This window comes from Lysinibacillus sp. FSL L8-0126 (genome assembly GCF_038630385.1).
Taxonomy (GTDB): Bacteria; Bacillota; Bacilli; order Bacillales_A; family Planococcaceae; genus Lysinibacillus; species Lysinibacillus fusiformis_D.
On sequence record NZ_CP152028.1, the window covers coordinates 352,441 to 369,595 of the forward strand.

Annotated in this window: 19 protein-coding genes; all 19 read right to left on the reverse strand. The window is 37.6% G+C overall.

What is annotated here, in order from left to right; genetic code table 11:
- Window positions 1-87: 87 nt before the first annotated feature.
- On the reverse strand, window positions 88-975 hold the full coding sequence (gene tsf, locus MHI34_RS01730; RefSeq protein WP_036124190.1) for a translation elongation factor Ts: 888 nt from the start codon (window positions 973-975) through the stop codon (window positions 88-90).
- A gap of 99 nt (window positions 976-1,074) precedes the next feature.
- Window positions 1,075-1,794 carry a 30S ribosomal protein S2 gene (gene rpsB, locus MHI34_RS01735; RefSeq protein WP_004269262.1) on the reverse strand — a complete coding sequence of 240 codons (720 nt, stop codon included), beginning with the start codon at window positions 1,792-1,794 and terminating at the stop codon, window positions 1,075-1,077.
- 156 nt (window positions 1,795-1,950) lie between these two features.
- Entirely contained in the window at window positions 1,951-2,535 is a 585-nt protein-coding gene (locus MHI34_RS01740; protein WP_342504059.1) for a hypothetical protein, read from the reverse strand.
- A 9-nt stretch (window positions 2,536-2,544) separates the two neighbouring features.
- Window positions 2,545-2,853: an RNA polymerase subunit sigma gene (locus MHI34_RS01745; protein WP_342504060.1), complete on the reverse strand. Its 309-nt coding sequence runs from the start codon at window positions 2,851-2,853 to the stop codon at window positions 2,545-2,547.
- 23 nt (window positions 2,854-2,876) lie between these two features.
- A complete protein-coding gene (locus tag MHI34_RS01750; protein ID WP_036124200.1) occupies window positions 2,877-3,647 on the reverse strand; it encodes a FliA/WhiG family RNA polymerase sigma factor in 771 nt (256 codons plus the stop codon).
- A gap of 674 nt (window positions 3,648-4,321) precedes the next feature.
- Window positions 4,322-4,693 carry a hypothetical protein gene (locus tag MHI34_RS01755; RefSeq protein ID WP_036124203.1) on the reverse strand — a complete coding sequence of 124 codons (372 nt, stop codon included), beginning with the start codon at window positions 4,691-4,693 and terminating at the stop codon, window positions 4,322-4,324.
- Window positions 4,693-5,196 carry a chemotaxis protein CheD gene (locus MHI34_RS01760; protein WP_036124234.1) on the reverse strand — a complete coding sequence of 168 codons (504 nt, stop codon included), beginning with the start codon at window positions 5,194-5,196 and terminating at the stop codon, window positions 4,693-4,695. Before MHI34_RS01760 ends, MHI34_RS01755 begins: the two co-directional genes overlap by 1 nt.
- A 2-nt stretch (window positions 5,197-5,198) precedes the next feature.
- Window positions 5,199-5,831, reverse strand: a complete 633-nt coding sequence (locus MHI34_RS01765) for a chemotaxis protein CheC (protein ID WP_036124206.1) — start codon at window positions 5,829-5,831, stop codon at window positions 5,199-5,201.
- Between the two features lie 9 nt (window positions 5,832-5,840).
- Window positions 5,841-6,287 (reverse strand): chemotaxis protein CheW, encoded by a 447-nt coding sequence (locus tag MHI34_RS01770; protein ID WP_036124209.1) that lies wholly within the window; start codon window positions 6,285-6,287, stop codon window positions 5,841-5,843.
- Between the two features lie 27 nt (window positions 6,288-6,314).
- Window positions 6,315-8,378: a chemotaxis protein CheA gene (locus MHI34_RS01775; protein WP_036124212.1), complete on the reverse strand. Its 2,064-nt coding sequence runs from the start codon at window positions 8,376-8,378 to the stop codon at window positions 6,315-6,317.
- A gap of 15 nt (window positions 8,379-8,393) precedes the next feature.
- Window positions 8,394-9,548: a chemotaxis response regulator protein-glutamate methylesterase gene (locus MHI34_RS01780; RefSeq protein WP_082673691.1), complete on the reverse strand. Its 1,155-nt coding sequence runs from the start codon at window positions 9,546-9,548 to the stop codon at window positions 8,394-8,396.
- The gene (locus MHI34_RS01785) at window positions 9,549-10,424 is read right to left on the reverse strand and encodes a MinD/ParA family protein (protein WP_058843507.1); all 876 of its coding nucleotides are present in this window, start codon (window positions 10,422-10,424) and stop codon (window positions 9,549-9,551) included.
- On the reverse strand, window positions 10,421-11,611 hold the full coding sequence (flhF, locus tag MHI34_RS01790) for a flagellar biosynthesis protein FlhF (protein WP_058843506.1): 1,191 nt from the start codon (window positions 11,609-11,611) through the stop codon (window positions 10,421-10,423). The genes MHI34_RS01785 and flhF overlap by 4 nt, the downstream gene beginning before the upstream one ends.
- Window positions 11,608-13,641 carry a flagellar biosynthesis protein FlhA gene (gene flhA / locus MHI34_RS01795; protein ID WP_036124222.1) on the reverse strand — a complete coding sequence of 678 codons (2,034 nt, stop codon included), beginning with the start codon at window positions 13,639-13,641 and terminating at the stop codon, window positions 11,608-11,610. Before flhA ends, flhF begins: the two co-directional genes overlap by 4 nt.
- Window positions 13,642-13,665: 24 nt before the next feature.
- Window positions 13,666-14,754: a flagellar biosynthesis protein FlhB gene (flhB, locus tag MHI34_RS01800; protein ID WP_036124225.1), complete on the reverse strand. Its 1,089-nt coding sequence runs from the start codon at window positions 14,752-14,754 to the stop codon at window positions 13,666-13,668.
- Between the two features lies 1 nt (window position 14,755).
- Window positions 14,756-15,529 (reverse strand): flagellar biosynthetic protein FliR, encoded by a 774-nt coding sequence (fliR, locus tag MHI34_RS01805; protein ID WP_141903467.1) that lies wholly within the window; start codon window positions 15,527-15,529, stop codon window positions 14,756-14,758.
- A gap of 4 nt (window positions 15,530-15,533) precedes the next feature.
- A complete protein-coding gene (gene fliQ / locus MHI34_RS01810; protein ID WP_036124229.1) occupies window positions 15,534-15,803 on the reverse strand; it encodes a flagellar biosynthesis protein FliQ in 270 nt (89 codons plus the stop codon).
- Window positions 15,804-15,816: 13 nt separating this feature from the next.
- A complete protein-coding gene (gene fliP / locus MHI34_RS01815; RefSeq protein WP_036124231.1) occupies window positions 15,817-16,482 on the reverse strand; it encodes a flagellar type III secretion system pore protein FliP in 666 nt (221 codons plus the stop codon).
- Window positions 16,479-17,153, reverse strand: a complete 675-nt coding sequence (locus MHI34_RS01820; protein ID WP_230593865.1) for a flagellar biosynthetic protein FliO — start codon at window positions 17,151-17,153, stop codon at window positions 16,479-16,481. Before MHI34_RS01820 ends, fliP begins: the two co-directional genes overlap by 4 nt.
- Between the last annotated feature and the right edge of the window lie 2 nt (window positions 17,154-17,155).

Here is a 17,155-nt window from a genome sequence, read left to right on the forward strand (position 1 = left end):
GAAAAATAGGGAACACGCTATGTTGTGTTCCCCATTTTAGTCTAGATAATCTAGATATTATTTGATTAGAATCAAATGCAAGCGAAATTAGTTACCTTTAACTTGGCTCATTACTTCTTCTGCAAAGTTATCTTCACGTTTTTCGATACCTTCACCAACAGCGTAACGTACAAAGCCGTTTACTGAACCACCAGTTGAAGCTACGAAATCACGTACTTTTTGATCTGAGTTTTTAACAAATGTTTGATCAAGCAAGCAAACGTCTTCGAAATATTTACCAAGACGGCCTTCAACCATTTTCGCAACGATGTTTTCTGGTTTACCTTCGTTAAGAGCTTGCTCTGTTAATACTTTACGCTCACGTTCAACTTCTTCAGCAGAAACTTCATCGCGAGAAACATATGTTGGGTTGATTGCTGCAATGTGCATCGCAACATCTTTAGCTGCTGCTGCATCAGTAGAACCTTCTAAAGTCACTAATACACCAATACGGCCGCCCATGTGTAAGTAAGCACCGAATGCATCTGCATCAGATTTTGATTTAATTTCGAAACGACGAAGTGTAATTTTTTCACCAATTGTTGCAACAGCTGTTGAAATTTGATCTTCAATTTTTACACCTTCAGCATTTGTAAGCTCTAAAGCGGCTTCAACTGAAGCTGGTTTAGCAGCAAGTAATTGCTCTGCTAAAGAAGAAACTAATACTTGGAATTTGTCGTTTTTCGCAACGAAGTCAGTTTCAGCGTTTACTTCCACGATAATCGCTTCGTTACCTTGTTCTAAAATGTAAGTTGTACCTTCTGCAGCGATACGGTCAGCTTTTTTAGCAGCTGAAGAAAGACCTTTTTCACGTAGGAAGTCGATTGCAGCTTCTAGGTTACCATCAGTTTCTACTAACGCTTTTTTACAATCCATCATACCAGCGCCAGTTTTTTCGCGTAATTCTTTTACTAATTGTGCAGTAATGTTTGCCATTTAGTGTTTCCTCCTCAAATTGGTTGAACTATTTAATGATAGGTTCTAAAAAAGGTGATAAGGGTTTTGAGCCACTTATCACCTTTTTGTAAACGTGAATTACTCAGCAGCAGCTTCTACAGCTGGAGCTTCTTCTTCACCTTGTTTTGACTCGATTAAAGCGTCAGCCATTTTAGCAGTTAAAAGTTTAACAGCACGAATAGCATCATCGTTAGCAGGGATTACGTAGTCGATTTCATCTGGATCACAGTTAGTATCAACAATACCTACTAGAGGGATGTTTAATTTACGAGCTTCTGCAACAGCAATGCGCTCTTTACGTGGGTCAACCACGAACATTACGTCTGGAAGATCGTGCATATCACGGATACCGCCTAGGAATTTGATTAGACGTTCGTGTTCTTTTTTAAGTTGGATTACTTCTTTTTTAGGAAGAACTTCGAAAGTTCCTTCTTCTTCCATTTTTTCGATTTGTTTCATACGTGCAACACGTTTTTGAATTGTACCGAAGTTTGTAAGAGTACCACCTAACCAGCGTTGGTTGATGTAGTAGTTGCCTGAACGTTCAGCTTCATCTTTGATCGCTTCTTGTGCTTGTTTTTTCGTACCAACGAAAAGAACTTTACCACCGTCTTGACCAACTTGACGCATGAAGTCATAAGCTTCCTCTAATTTTTTAACCGTTTTTTGTAAGTCGATGATGTAGATCCCGTTACGTTCAACGAAGATATATTTCTTCATTTTTGGGTTCCAACGACGAGTTTGGTGACCGAAATGTACACCAGCTTCAAGTAATTGTTTCATAGAAATTACTGACATGTGAATTTCCTCCTAGTATGTTTGGTTTTTATCCTCCGCATTTATCATCTGCAACAAGCTACCCTAAGCTTAGAGCACCACTTACTACATCAAAATGCGTGTGTAGTAATAACACCATTTGCAACTATATCATAGCTTTGATTGATTCGCAACAATTTAGTGATGAAATTTCAGTAAAAGCTCGATTTCTGTTTTCCCCTTTTGCAGTTGTTTCGCTATCTCCTCTACCGATTTTCCCTGCTTTGCTAATTCTAGCGCTTGCTGTTCCACCGTCAGCATTTTTTCTTTTTCAGGTAGACTTGCCATCTCCTCTTTTGGAGATGGCACTGCTTGTGCCTTTTTTGCACCAGTATGTTGCTGACGTGAATAAGCATTTGCTACAATTTTTTTAGGTACGTAGATACGAGAATCTTTATCTAAACTTAGCGAACTATCACTTTTAGTCCCTTGGGTTAAATCCGAAGACGACTGTTCCATTGGTGTCACACTTTGTTCTATTTGCTGCAAGCTACTCGCCGCTATTTCGGGCTGTTTGACATTTTGTAACTCTTTAATAAGACGGTCATTTTCATCTTTCATTTCTGCTAAATAAGCCGTAATCGTATCGTCCATTTCCCTCATTAAACGTTCTTGCTTCTTTTCTAAATCCTTAAATTTTGCTAACTTTGTATTTAAAATAATAAGGAAGTAAAATGAAAGTAGCTGTAAAAAGAATAGTAACGCTATTAGTATGGTTGTCATTGTAAACTCCTATCCACTAAAATCCACGAAATTCCCTTTAAACGGATGTTGTGCCTGTTTTTCTTGTTGACCCTGCTTCTTTTTCTTCTTTTTATGAATATCTGTTAAATATTCGCCACCTGCATCCTCATCCTCACTAATTTCATCCATACCTTCTGTTGTATTGACAATTTTTTGCTTGCGCTCTACTTCTTTTTTTAATGCTTCATTTGCGTGTGCCTGTTGGGCTAATGCTTGTTGCTGTGCCTGATCTGCCATTTTCCCCGCTTCAAATGTTTTTGGAATAGCAATTTGTAATTCGACACCTTTTAAACTCATTGGAATCTCTCCCTCAAGGATATTTACGCATTAATCATTTCACTTGATAATAGCTTTCGTAGCTTTAATAGCGCTTTTGAATGAATCTGTGAAATACGTGATGTTGACAGTTCAAGCATTTCACCAATTTCAGTCAAAGTTAATTCCTCTGTGTAAAATAAACTAAGTACAAGCTGTTCTTTTTCATTGAGCTTTTGAATATTCTCAGCTAAGTCACCTAATAACTCCGATTTAATAACAGTTTGCTCAGGTGTTTTTGTCGTATCATCTCGGATGACAAATGACTTACCGTCCGCTTCCTCTTGATCCTGTTGCTCATTAATGGAAAGAACATTTGAAAAAAAATGCTCTTGCACTGTCTGATACACATCTTCAACAGATACTTCCATATGCTCCGCAAGTTCCTCAGGTGTTACATGACGCATATATTTTTGCTCTAATTGTTCAATTTGAGCATCTAATTTTTTGGCTTTTTCACGCGCTGAACGCGGTAACCAGTCTTCCTTACGTAAACCATCAATGATAGCGCCTCTTACTCTAAACGAAGCATATGTATCGAATTTTAAATCTCTGTTAATATCAAATTTATTTAATGCATCAAAAAGCCCTACCATGCCTAAACTCGTTAAATCGTCTCGTGATACGCTCTTTGGCAAACCCGCACCAATACGTTGGACATGGTAAGATACTAAAGAAATATATTTTTTTATAAGTAAATCACCAGCATCTGGATCACGCTCATGAATCCAGCGATTCCATAGTTTTTGCTCATCGTTCAGAATTGGTTGTGTCATGAAATCCACCTCTCTAAAAACGCTTTACGCGCCCGTTTGCCACTGACTATTTGCGCTCATAAAATTAATCATTCAACAGGATTTTTCGGTTAATCTTTGTAAAAAATCCACATTAAAGCTAATCTAGACGTGAGCTTCGAATAGTTAAAAACTCGATAAGCAGTTGCCATCTTTCCTATATTATAACAAGAATCGACTATAATTTCATTTGTTTCTCTTACTCTCTAATATATTCCTTAATTTTTTAATCTCATAGAAAAACTGTACCCTTGTTATGATGAACAGTTGGATACAGTTCTAAAATTTGTCTACAGAATTAAACTTATAATTTAGGACGCTATTTAATTCGATGCTAAGGTGCATCATAACTATGACATTGAACAAAAAGGTTATAATACCTACATTGCATCCACAATGCACCAATTGTCGTTTCAAAAACGTGCTATAATTTTTCCATTGAATATTGAGATCTACGAGCGATTGCTTCAGCCCATTACTAATACCATGTTCGCCCTTCCCCTCCTTTTGACCATTTTTGCTTATCTGCTTCATTAAGCGGTGGTTTTCCTCCTGTAATAAAGTGCGCTAATAAGCTAGCCTGAGCTTTTGAGTTTCTCGTATAATAAAGCCTTCAAATGCCCAATAAAAAAAGAGCCGCTATTCGCGACTCATTTTTACGCATTCACTTGTTGCTCTTCTTCTCGATTCATCATCGTTCGTACTACTTGAGCAATTTCCTCGGAATTTTCATCTTGAAATTCAACCGTTGAATTAACTGCTGGAGCTTCTTGCTTTGCGCCATCAGTAGCATCAAGTTCATGATCTGTTAGACCATCTTCATCCACTTCTTCATTAGCCTCTGGCGTAAACATGATGTAAGCAATTAAAAAACGTACTATATACATAGCGATAAAGACGATAATTGCTACAACAAAAGCGCTGATGATGATGCGAAGGGGAGTAGATGGTTTTTGAAATGTACTGAAAAAATAAATTGAAAAAGCAATTAATGCTCCCCATAGATTGTAAAAAATAGAACCAAACATTAGATTTCGCTCACTCCTTGGTTAACTGTTCGAATATGTAATATCGACGTTGCAGGATTAAATTCAATCGTTCTACCACTATTTCCACCAGTATCCTCGGCCACTAAAGGTACTCCATGTCTCTTTAACTCATGTTTAACTGCTTCTACATTGCGGGGACCGATACGCATCGTATCTTTGTCAGATGTAAATTGAAACATCTGCGCCCCCCCTGCAATTTTTGCCTTTAGTTTAAATTTTTGAACGCCTTCTAATTTTAATAAATCTATCATTGCTGCAATACCTGAATCTGCAAATTTTGCCACATTGATTGACTCAGCTCTACCTAAGCTTGAATCTGGTAACATCACATGGATTAAACCAGCAATTTTTTTTGACTCATCATATAAAATAACGCCCACACAAGAACCAAGACCAGAAGTTCGAATGGTGTTAGGTAACTTTACTACATCCATTTGTGCAATTCCCACTTTAATTACTTGTCCACTACTGCTGCTTAACATCATCATGAAACTCCTAATGCTTTAAAAATTGCATCGAATGAGTCGGGATCGGGAAGCAGGAAGAAATGACCTCTCACCGTTTCGTGGTCTTCTACACCTTCTTCAAAAATGGATGTATTTATCACAATAACATTATCACTTACATGTGATAATTCGATTAAACCAATACTGATAATAGCGCCAAACATATCTACACTTAGACCAGGTACTGTTGGGTAAATTTTCAAATTGGTAAAGTCCGATAAGGCAGATAAATAGGAGCCCGATAAAATATTGCCCATTTCTTGCATAGCTGATAAGCCTAGCTCTGAAACTGGTTGTTTTTTAAAGTCAAATGTATCATCAAAAATAAGACGACGGATAAAGCGATTTGCTTGCTCGATAGGTAAAATAAAGAACATACTTCCTTCAGCATCTCCTTCAATACGAAGGTAAATACCAACTACAACGTTTTCAGATCCGCCAGCCAGTTCCATCATTTCGTTAAAGGACACCATTTCTACCTTTGGAACGCGCATATCAATTTTTTTCCCAAGTAAATTGGAAAGTGCTGTCGCGGCATGCGCAGCACCAATATTTCCAATTTCCTTTAATACATCTAAATGTAGCGATGTAATCTTTTGATTAAATGTCATTATCGATCCCTACTTTAGTGGATTTAATACTTTTTCTAAATGTAACAAGATTAATAATCGTTTCTCTACTTTGGCAACACCTGAAATAAATTCTTCTTCAAGTGAGCCAACGACCTCTGGTTGCGGTTCAATTGCACTTGCTGGAATATCAATAACATCGTTCGCTGAATCTACAACAAAACCTACTTCCATATCTTCTAATGAAATAATGATAATGCGTGTTGTTTCTTCATGTTCAGAAACAGGTAGTTCAAAGCGTTCACGTAAATCGACTATTGGTGTAACAACACCTCGTAGATTGATTACACCTTTCACATATTTCACGGTTTTCGGTACACGCGTAATATGCATTAATTTTTCAATTCCTTGTACATGGGACACGGGAATTGCATATTCTTTATCTGCTAGCTGAAAGACAATTACTTTAATACTTTCTTGTTCCACTGCGTTTGTCATACTTTACACCTCTCTTATTCATTCACCTTATTTAATTAGTGCGTTACAATCTACAATTAAGGCTACTTTACCATTACCTAAAATCGTTGCACCTGAAATGGCAAAGATATTTGTTAAGTAATTTCCTAATGACTTCAAGACAATCTCTTGTTGTCCAATGAAAGAATCCACTACTAGACCAGCAAGTTTTTCACCTTTGCGAACAATTACAACTGAATGGAATTCTTCATCTTGTGACTCTTTACGAGGAACCTCAAAGATTTCCTCTAAGAATACCAATGGAACAACCTTGCCACGGAAGTCGATTACTTTTTGATTATGCGCATTCATAATCTCTGATGAACGGATAATAGATGTTTCAATAATAGAAGATAGTGGAATTGCATAAATTTCTTTTTCAATCTCCACCAGCATGACTGAAATAATCGATAATGTCAGTGGTAATTGAATCGAGAAGATAGATCCAACATCCTGTGTAGATTCAATTGAAATATTACCACCAAGTGATTCAATCGTTGTTTTCACAACATCTAAACCTACCCCACGACCAGAAACATCAGAAATGACATCGGCAGTTGAGAAGCCTGAAGCTAAAATAAGCTCATTAATCTGTTTATCAGACATTGAATATGATTGTTCTTGTGTCACAATGCCTTTTGAAATAGCTTTCGCTAGTACTTTTTCACGATTAATGCCCGCGCCGTCATCTTCAATTTCAATAAAGACATAGTTTCCACTATGATACGCACGTAGGACAACTGTTCCTTCTTCTGGCTTACCTTTTGCACGACGAGCCGTCGGATTCTCAATCCCATGATCCACAGAATTACGGATTAAGTGAACTAGTGGATCCCCAATTTCATCTATAACCGTACGATCTAACTCGGTTTCTGCACCGATGATTTCTAGGTTGATCTTTTTATTTAAGTCACGCGATAGCTGACGAATCATTTTTGGGAATCGGTTGAATACTGTTTCCACTGGTACCATACGCATCGTTAAAATAATTGTTTGTAGATCACCCATCACACGACTCATGCGCTCTACTGTTTCATTTAACTCACCATGATTCACTTCTGTAGCGATCGATTGTAGTCGACCACGATCAATGACAAGCTCTTCAAACAAGTTCATTAAAATATCAAGACGTTCAATATTTACACGAATCGTTTTATTCCCTACAGGTGCATGAGCTTTATCAGCTTTAGCTGGTGCTGCTGCTTTGGCTGGTGCCGCAACAGGTTCAGCTTTCGCAGGCGTAGCTGCTGGTGTTGGTTCTGCTTCTACCACTGCTGTTGCTGCTACTTCCTGATGGGCTTCATATTGTTTTTCACTAAATTTCTTCAGGTCAATTGTTGTCACAACGACTTCATCAACCTCTGAAACCTTCATTATTTTTTTCTGCATATCTTCGGCTGTTTCTTTTGTCACAAAAGCAACATAGAATTGTTGATCAAACTGTTCATCTTCAAGCTTTTCAACAGATGGACTGGACTTAATGACATCTCCATCTTTTTCTAAAATTTCAAACACCATAAATACACGTGCAGCCTTTAATAGGCAATCCTCACGTAATGTAACTGCAATTTCAAATGCATTGAAGCCTTGTTCAGATGATTGTGTAATAACTGTTTGTTCAAAGCTATCATATTCTAAAACACTTGCAACGACTGCTGGTGCCACTGTTGCTACCACTTCTGGTACTGCTTCCTCACCTAATTCAATGCGCTTCAGTTGAGCAACAGTTGATGAAACATCACGTTTACCATCTCCACCGTTCGCAATATCCATCACCATTTCTTCTAGATGATCAACAGATTCAAAGACAACATCTAGTATTTCAGGTGTGACATGGATTTTCTCATTACGAATAGCATCTAAAACATTCTCCATTTTATGTGTCAAATCCGCTAAATCTTCAAAGCCCATTGTGGCAGACATACCTTTTAACGTGTGGGCAGAGCGGAATATTTCCCCAACAATGGCCAAATCATCTGGATTCTTCTCTAATTCTAATAAATGTTCACTACATGCTTGTAAATGCTCTTTACTTTCTTCGATAAACATCTCTAAATATTGATTGACTTCCATAAGAGGACACCCCTTTTAAGGCAAATATTTCATTATTGTTTGTGCAATATCATCTACATCTGCAACTTCATCAACAAGTTGCGTTTCTACTGCTGCTTTTGGCATACCATATACAATGCAAGTTTCGGCTGATTCTGCAATAGCTATGACATTACCACTTTTTTTCAATGCTTTCAGTCCATTAGAACCATCATGGCCCATACCAGTCATAATGACTGCCACTTTATCAAAATCCTTATATTGACTAACATCTTCAAACATTACATCTACAGAAGGGCGATGGCCTGATCTCGGTGCTTCCTGATTATCAAGAACAATGCCAAAAGTCGTTCCTACTTTTCTCAGCTTTAAATGATAACCACCCGGTGCAATATAAGCTACTCCATTTTGCAATATATCGCCCTGTTCCGCTTCTTTTACAGCAATTTCACTTAGCTGATCCAGACGAGTAGCAAGTGATTTAGTAAATCCAGCTGGCATATGCTGAACAATTAATATAGGTGCTTGTATGGACTTAGGAATTTTAGTAATGACCTCCTGAAGTGCACGAGGTCCTCCGGTTGATGTACCAATTAACACCATTTTCTTTCCAACTTTACTCCATTCTACCAGTGGCTTTGATGTAGCTACATTGCTAGCAGCAACATTCATAAGAGTTGGTGTTCGTCCATGCTGTTGTGGCTCCTTTACTACGGTACTCGCTCTTGTCACTGGTTCTTGTTGTTTTTTACTACCAGAAGGTTTTTTCAGTTTGGAAATCGGCACCATTGCCGCTTGCTCTACTTTGTGAACAAGCTCATTTTGGATTTTATGTAAATCAAGAGAAATGGTTCCGCTTGGCTTTGCGACAAAATCTACTGCGCCACTCTCAATTGCTGCTATTGCATTTTCTGTCCCACGTTGAGTGGTACTCGAGAGCATTATTACAGGAACTGGACATTGAATCATAATTTCTTTTAAAGCATCGAGCCCATTCATTTCAGGCATCTCAATATCCATTGTCACAACTGTTGGCTTCAACGACTGTATTTTTTTGATCGCATCTTTTCCATTTCGTGCCGTTCCAACTACTTCCACCTTAGAGTTGCCAACAAAAAAGTCACTAATTAGCTTTCTCATAAAAGCAGAATCATCCACAACTAATAGCTTGCTTTTATGTAAAAAGTCCAATTAATCACGCCCTTTCGAGAAAATACTTCTGAGTTTCGATAAAAATTTTTTAGCTGTTTGTTCATGTGCGTGTATTTCCTCTGCACGATGTTCCATAAAACGAACGACTATAAGTTGTAATGTCTTTGATATTAGTGCGTCTGGATAAGCAAGCGAGAATGGTACTTGCTCACGCACAGCCTTACGCACAACTGGATCTTCAGGTAATGAACCTAGAATGGTTATTTCTTTGTCTAAAAAACGTTTCATCGTTATTTTTAAACGTTCATTCGTTTCAATTCCTTCTTCTTTGCTAAAAGCACGGTTACAAAGAATGTAAAACTCCTTCTCTGGATCACGTACATGAATATATTTCATCATGGAGTACGCATCTGTTATAGAAGTAGGCTCCGCTGTTGAAATGACAATAATTTCATCAATGGATGTCAGTAAGTCTAATGACCAATTTGTCGCACCAGCCCCCATATCAAATAAAATATAATCATAGTTTTTTTGAAGCTGTTCAAAGGCATGAATCAATCGCTCAAACATACTTTGTGACCAATCTAGAACGCTCGTCATACCAGACCCACCTGAAATATACTTTAGATCATAAGGTCCTTCAAATATTACCTCATCTAGTAATTTATTTCCTTCTAAATAGTCTTTCAAACTATAAGAAGCATTTTTCCCAATTAAAATATGAATATTCCCCATCCCAATATCCATATCTACAATGGCAACTCTTTTTCCCTTTTGGGCCAAGGTTATAGCAAAATTCATGGTGAAGTTACTTTTACCTACTCCACCTTTGCCACTGACAACTGCGATGGCTCTACCTAGTTCGCCCTGCTGCCTCATCATTTTCAAGCGTAATGTTTCAGCTTGGTCTCTCATTTTTCTTCACCTTGAAAAAACAAATTAAGTACTGCTTCTAAATCAGCTTCCTCAATATCTTCTGGTACTTCTTGACCATTCGTATAGTAAGCAAGTCCTTTATTATATTTAATCATTAAATTGATCATTGTGCCAATAGAATTTGTTTCATCAATTTTTGTGAAAATGAATTTTTCAATTGGTAATTGCTTAAATTGGTCTACAATGTTCTCCATATCCTTTTCTTTCGTTGTCATAGCAAGGACTAAGTAAGACTCTGCTTGATCATCGAACTTAATGAGACGTTGGAGATCATCCACATACTTGACCTCTTTATAATTGCGACCTGCTGTATCAATAAACACCAAATCTAAATGGGATAAACTTTGGATTGCTTGCTCGAAATCGGTCGCATTATAAGCAATTTCAACTGGAGCCTGTAAAAGACCTGCATATGTTTTTAGCTGTTCTATGGCAGCAATTCGATACGTATCGGTCGTAATAAAGCCGACTTTTTTCTTTTTTTCTAACACAGCTCGCGCTGCCATTTTAGCAATCGTTGTAGTCTTTCCAACTCCTGTTGGGCCTAAAACATTTATATACTTTCTTTCATAGGACAATCCTCCGACAGGAAGGGCCTCTAGCTGCTTACGTAGTAAATTTTTCGTTATTAATTTACATTGTGAAAAATTTATTTCTGACGCTTCTTTGAAATGCATAAAAAGCTCATCACCTATCGTTGTGATGAGCTCTTCACTTAGCTCTTGCTGTCTTAAGTATTCAATGAAGGGGAAGAGTTCATCGGGATATTGAGCTTGGGTGGTCTTTTTATGCATCGATTGCATTAAAGATTTTAAATCTGCAATTTCCTTCCTCAATTCTTCAGAGATGCTAGTATCCTCATGCACTGCTGCAACATGTGGTGTTGGCTCTTGATGGACTTTTGCTTGAATAGCATTTGTAATCTCTTGTAACCTTGCATTTTCTTTTGTTTCTACAGGTAGTACAGCTGGTGCTGGAGCCACATAACTTGGCTCCATAACATCAACTCCCGCGACCACTTCAAAACTTTTCTTTTTAATCATACCGAAAAATTTCTTTGTGATGACTACTTTTGAATTTAAAATGACTGCGTCCTCACCTAATTCTGCCCGCACTTGCTTCATCGCCTCTGGTATGGATGATGCATAATATTTTTTCATTTTCATTGAACATTCACCACCCCAACACTTTGAATTTCAACTGAAGCATCCAGCTCATTATAAGAGAGAACTGGAATTTGAGGGAAATAACGCTCCGTCAATTGTCGTAAATACATACGAACTGCTGGAGAGCATAAAATGATAGCGGATTGCTCCATAAAGGAAACACGCTCTACTTCTGCTGCAATAGTCTCTAAAACGGTTTGAGAATCTTGAGGGTCCATTGCTAAATAATTTCCGTGATCCGTTTGTTGAATACTATCAGCAATCATTTTTTCTACTTTACCTGACACCGTAATCACCTTTAATGCTGAACTATCTCCAACATATTGTGCAGTAATTTGACGTGCTAATGCTTGACGGACATACTCCGTTAAAATATCTGTATCACTCGTTAATTTTGCATAGTCTGCTAATGTCTCAAAAATTATAGGTAAGTTACGTACAGACACATTTTCTCGAAGAAGCTTGCCAAGTACCTTTTGGATTTCTCCAGTAGACAAAGGCGTCGGTGTTAATTCTTCGACTAAAATAGGATGTGTTTCGCGTAAGTGATCGATTAACTGCTTCGTCTCTTGGCGTCCTAGTAACTCATGTGCATTTGCTCGAATGATTTCTGTTAAGTGTGTTGACACCACACTTGGTGGATCAACAACTGTGTAACCATACATTTCGGCATCTTCTTTCACTTGCTCCGTAATCCATTTCGCTGGTAGTCCAAATGATGGCTCCACAGTATCAATTCCTTCAATAGAGTCATCATCACCAGGGCTCATCGCTAAATAATGATCTAATAAGAGCTCGCCTCGTGCCATTTCATTCCCTTTTATTTTAATTCGATATTCATTTGGTTGCAGCTGAATATTATCTCGAATACGAACAACTGGGATGACGATACCTAATTCTAATGCTAGCTGTCGTCGAATCATAATAACACGATCTAATAAATCCCCACCTTGTGTAGCATCTACTAAAGGTATTAATCCATAACCAAATTCAAATTCGATCGGGTCCACATTTAATAAATTCACAACATTTTCAGGGCTCTTCATGCCATCTGTTGCCACTTCTTCCTCAATTTCAAGTAATTCCTCTTCATCCTCTGGCTTCTTACGCCCCATCATATATGCTCCTGTAATGAGTGACGCACCAATTGGAATCGTTATCCAATCTGGAATTGGTGTAAATAATCCAAGTAAGATAATCGTTCCACCAGCTACATAAAGAAGCTTTGCCTGAGCAAATAATTGTCCTGTTATATCCTGGCCAAGACTTCCTTTTGAAGAGGCACGGGTTACAACAATCCCTGTAGCTGTTGAAATAAGTAAAGCCGGGATTTGGGATACAATACCATCTCCAACTGTTAGTTTAGAAAAATGAGTTGCTGCTTCTGCAAATGGAAGACCCATTTGCACTACCCCGATAATGATCCCAAATAATAGGTTGATAATAACCATTACCATTGAGGCAATGGCATCCCCTTTTACGAATTTTGTGGCACCATCCATCGCTCCATAGAAGTCTGCTTCTCCCGATACCTTTTCACGTCGTTCACGTGCTTCTTTTTCGGAAATGACCCCTGCATTTAAGTCAGCATCAATACTCATTTGTTTACCAGGCATTGCATCGAGTGTGAAACGTGCTGCTACTTCAGCTACACGCTCCGCGCCCTTTGTAATTACAATAAACTGAATTAACACTAGAATTAAGAAGACAACTAAACCAACAAGAACATTCCCGCCAACTACGAAATCACCAAAGGTTTCAACGACTGACCCTGCATCACCATTTGCTAAAATAGCACGGGTTGTGGAAACACTTAGTCCTAATCGGAACAAGGTTAACAGTAAAATGACCGATGGGAAGATAGAAAAGTCCAATGCTTCCTTCATACTCATTGCTGTTAGCAGTACAATTAATCCTAATGTAATATTAATGACAATTAAGAAACTTAACATCCACGGAGGAAGAGGGATGATGAGCATCGCAACGATTAAAATAACCGCACCTAAAACCCCAATATCGCGAACTTTCATTTGTGTCCCTCCTACTTAAAAGCTTTAAATTTTTCGCTTAATACGGTAAACATAAGCGAGTATTTCTGCTACTGCCTTAAAAAATTCCTCTGGTACTTGATCACCAATTTCTACCTGATCATACATCGCACGTGCTAAAGGTCTATTTTCAACCATTATGACATCATGCTCTTTGGCGATCAGCTTAATTTTTTGGGCGACAAAGTCTGTCCCCTTCGCAACGATACGTGGGGCATCCATATTGTCCTCATCGTATTTGAGGGCAATCGCATAGTGAGTAGGGTTGGTGATAACAACATCTGCATTCGGCACCTCTGACATCATACGACGCATCGCCATTTCGCGTTGACGTTGTTTGATTTTGGATTTAATCAGCGGGTCACCCTCACTATTTTTATATTCATCTTTAATATCTTGCTTAGACATTTTAAGATTTTTTTCATACTCATGTTTTTGATACATCCAGTCCAGAACGGATACACAAAGTAAAACTAAAGATGCGGCTATACCCATTATGCCGACAAGCTTCCCTACTGTAATGAGCGTCATCCATGGACTTTTAAAAGATAAAGCCAAAACTTCTGGTAGGTTTGTCCAAATAATAATTGTTGTGACACTTCCTATAAAGCCAATCTTTAAGACCGACTTCAGCAGTTCAACAATGGCCTTAACAGAAAATATTTTTTTTAACCCTTTAATAGGATCCATCTTTTTTAAATCAAATTTCATTGGTTCTAATGTAAATAAAAAGCCAAACTGCAGGAAATTACCCGCAAGAGCTCCAACAAAAGCAATCGCCATGATGGGCACAATAATAAAAGCCATCTGTATCAATGTTTCTGTAAATAAACGCATCACACTATCAATCGTTAATTTTTCGATGCGTATGTTATGAATAAATGTTTGTCTAAAAAAAGCTAATAATTCATCACGCAAGGAGCCAGCAAAGAAAAATAAAAAGATAAATACCATAAGCATGACAATGGCACTAGAAATATCTTGACTCTTTACAACTTGCCCTTTTTTTCGAGCATCCTGACGTTTTTTAGGGGTTGCCTTTTCTGTTTTTTCACCTGCAAAAAACTGGATATCTAAACTTAGTAGTAGCTTCATATCATCCACCACCTAAAATGGCCATTAAATCCCGTATACCGTAGATCATAATCGTAATGAGCTTTTGAATAACTTGAATCATCACAGCCATCATTGTAAACATTACTAAAAAACTAACTCCGATTTTAATCGGAAAACCGACCACAAAAATATTTAATTGCGGTACTGTTTTTGCTGTTATTCCTAAAGCTAAATCGACTAAAAATAAGGTCGCCACAACAGGAGCAGCCATCTGAAATGCTATCGCGAAAACGGCTGTGAAAGTCGTCATAATAAATTTCGGTAAGCTTTCACTAGCAAAGCTTGGAAATTGATCCATCGGTAAAAATTGATAGCTATAGTAAATTCCATTCAGAATCATATGATGGCCATCAATCGCTAATAAAAAAAGAAGTGCTAGCATATTAAAGAACTGACCAATTAATGGGCTTTGCGCACCTGTTTGTGGATCAATAATATTGGCAATGGCAAATCCCATTTGAAAATCAATAAAGCTTCCTGCAATTTGTATTGCAGACATGATGATGTAGCCCATAAGACCAAGCAATAGTCCAACAAGTGCTTCTTTCATCACTAATAATATGTATTCATCATTGAAGACCAATGGCTCAACATCAATTGTATAGTACATCATCCAAGCTAATACCAGTGCGAGAGTAATTTTGACTTGTGGCGGAATGGTCCTATATGAAAAAAAGGGGACCGTAACAAAAAATGCTGAAACACGCACAAGTACTAATAAGAAAACCGTTAAATGTGGAATTAATTCATTCATGGACTCACCCTATATAACGTGTTAAATTCTCGAATATGTCTCTCGCATAGCTAGTAACTTGAGATAACATCCATGGGCCAAAGAATACGATGGCCACTAGGACAGCGACAATTTTGGGTACAAATGCTAATGTTTGCTCTTGTATCGAAGTTGTTGCTTGAAAGATACTTACCGCTAAACCAGTGATTAAAGCAACTAATAATAGCGGACCGCTTGTTAGAAGGATAATCATAATGGCACGTTCTGCTATGGAAATAACCAATTCACCTGTCATACTGTATCATCCCCTAAAAACTTTGTAGTAACGATTTCATGACTAGATACCAGCCATCGACCAGAACAAATAATAAGATTTTAAATGGCAAGGAAATCATTACTGGTGGTAACATCATCATCCCCATCGACATTAAAGTACTCGCAACAATCATATCGATGACAAGGAATGGTATAAAAATCATAAAACCAATTTGAAATGCTGTTTTTATTTCACTTAAAGCAAATGCTGGGACGAGCATTGTTAGTGGGATTTCCTCCACTGATGCTGGTTTTTCTGCTTGATTATAAGATAAAAATAATTCAAGGTCTTTTTGCCTTGTATGCTTACTCATAAACTCTTTAAATGGTGCACTAGCACGATCATATGCTTCTTCTAAACCAATCTCTTCAGCAAATAACGGCTGTAATGCCTCTTTATTCACCTCTTGAAAAGTTGGTGCCATAATAAAGAACGTTAAAAATAGTGCTAGACCAACAATCACTTGATTTGGTGGCATTTGCTGTGTCGCTAATGCCGTCCGCACAAAGGATAAGACAATGACAATTCTAGCGAAAGATGTCATTAATATTAAGATACTCGGTGCAAGAGATAAAACCGTTAGTAACAGTAGGAGCTTAACAGATGTAGAGACGTTGGTTGGATCGCTATTGGAAAAAACATTGATTAAATCATTCATTTATCATCCTTCTCCTTTTGCTTCCATCTCTCTATCTCATCACTACGCTCCTGTTTTATTTCAGATATCTTTTTTTCAAATAGTTTGCCAAATGAATCTTGCTTTTGTTCATTGTGCATACTCACTTGCTCTTTTTTCTTAAACTTAGAAAGTACTTCTGCAATATACGGTGATGTTGTTGCAAGTTCTTGCCTTTCGTTATAGAGTGCTAGCAATGCTTCAACTTCTTCAGGATCAGTAATTTCACGTAACAGTTGCACATCTTCTCCAACCCCTACTAAATACAATGATTTACCTACTTGTAAAAGCTGAACTGACTTTTGAGCACCTAACGATAAACCGCCTAAATTTTGTACCATTTGATTACGTTGGAAGTTTAAATTTCGTTTATTTAAAAACTTCATCAATCCATAAAATAAAGCTACAACAAAAATAAGCGCCAAAACCATTTTTATGTATTCCCATGCAGATATATCTCCAGCTGCTGATACATTTATTTCTTGTTTAGCAGCTGGATCGGTAGTATCTCCATTACAAGCTTCTGGGTTTTCAATGCAATCAGTGACACTATTCGTATCAGCATCCGCATAAACAGAAGTTGGTGTCGGGTACAAAAACAGGAAGGATACAAGAAATGCGAAAATCATCGTGAAACGAAATGATTTTAACATTC

Excerpts from the sequence above, each read along its gene's own strand:
- tsf (WP_036124190.1), bottom strand. The coding sequence starts at position 975 with ATGGCAAACATTACTGCACAATTAGTAAAAGAATTACGCGAAAAAACT.
- rpsB (WP_004269262.1), bottom strand. The coding sequence starts at position 1,794 with ATGTCAGTAATTTCTATGAAACAATTACTTGAAGCTGGTGTACATTTC.
- MHI34_RS01740 (WP_342504059.1), bottom strand. The coding sequence starts at position 2,535 with ATGACAACCATACTAATAGCGTTACTATTCTTTTTACAGCTACTTTCA.
- MHI34_RS01745 (WP_342504060.1), bottom strand. The coding sequence starts at position 2,853 with ATGAGTTTAAAAGGTGTCGAATTACAAATTGCTATTCCAAAAACATTT.
- MHI34_RS01750 (WP_036124200.1), bottom strand. The coding sequence starts at position 3,647 with ATGACACAACCAATTCTGAACGATGAGCAAAAACTATGGAATCGCTGG.
- MHI34_RS01755 (WP_036124203.1), bottom strand. The coding sequence starts at position 4,693 with ATGTTTGGTTCTATTTTTTACAATCTATGGGGAGCATTAATTGCTTTT.
- MHI34_RS01760 (WP_036124234.1), bottom strand. The coding sequence starts at position 5,196 with ATGTTAAGCAGCAGTAGTGGACAAGTAATTAAAGTGGGAATTGCACAA.
- MHI34_RS01765 (WP_036124206.1), bottom strand. The coding sequence starts at position 5,831 with ATGACATTTAATCAAAAGATTACATCGCTACATTTAGATGTATTAAAG.
- MHI34_RS01770 (WP_036124209.1), bottom strand. The coding sequence starts at position 6,287 with ATGACAAACGCAGTGGAACAAGAAAGTATTAAAGTAATTGTCTTTCAG.
- MHI34_RS01775 (WP_036124212.1), bottom strand. The coding sequence starts at position 8,378 with ATGGAAGTCAATCAATATTTAGAGATGTTTATCGAAGAAAGTAAAGAG.
- MHI34_RS01785 (WP_058843507.1), bottom strand. The coding sequence starts at position 10,424 with ATGAGAGACCAAGCTGAAACATTACGCTTGAAAATGATGAGGCAGCAG.
- flhF (WP_058843506.1), bottom strand. The coding sequence starts at position 11,611 with ATGAAAATGAAAAAATATTATGCATCATCCATACCAGAGGCGATGAAG.
- flhA (WP_036124222.1), bottom strand. The coding sequence starts at position 13,641 with ATGAAAGTTCGCGATATTGGGGTTTTAGGTGCGGTTATTTTAATCGTT.
- flhB (WP_036124225.1), bottom strand. The coding sequence starts at position 14,754 with ATGAAGCTACTACTAAGTTTAGATATCCAGTTTTTTGCAGGTGAAAAA.
- fliR (WP_141903467.1), bottom strand. The coding sequence starts at position 15,529 with ATGAATGAATTAATTCCACATTTAACGGTTTTCTTATTAGTACTTGTG.
- fliQ (WP_036124229.1), bottom strand. The coding sequence starts at position 15,803 with ATGACAGGTGAATTGGTTATTTCCATAGCAGAACGTGCCATTATGATT.
- fliP (WP_036124231.1), bottom strand. The coding sequence starts at position 16,482 with ATGAATGATTTAATCAATGTTTTTTCCAATAGCGATCCAACCAACGTC.
- MHI34_RS01820 (WP_230593865.1), bottom strand. The coding sequence starts at position 17,153 with ATGTTAAAATCATTTCGTTTCACGATGATTTTCGCATTTCTTGTATCC.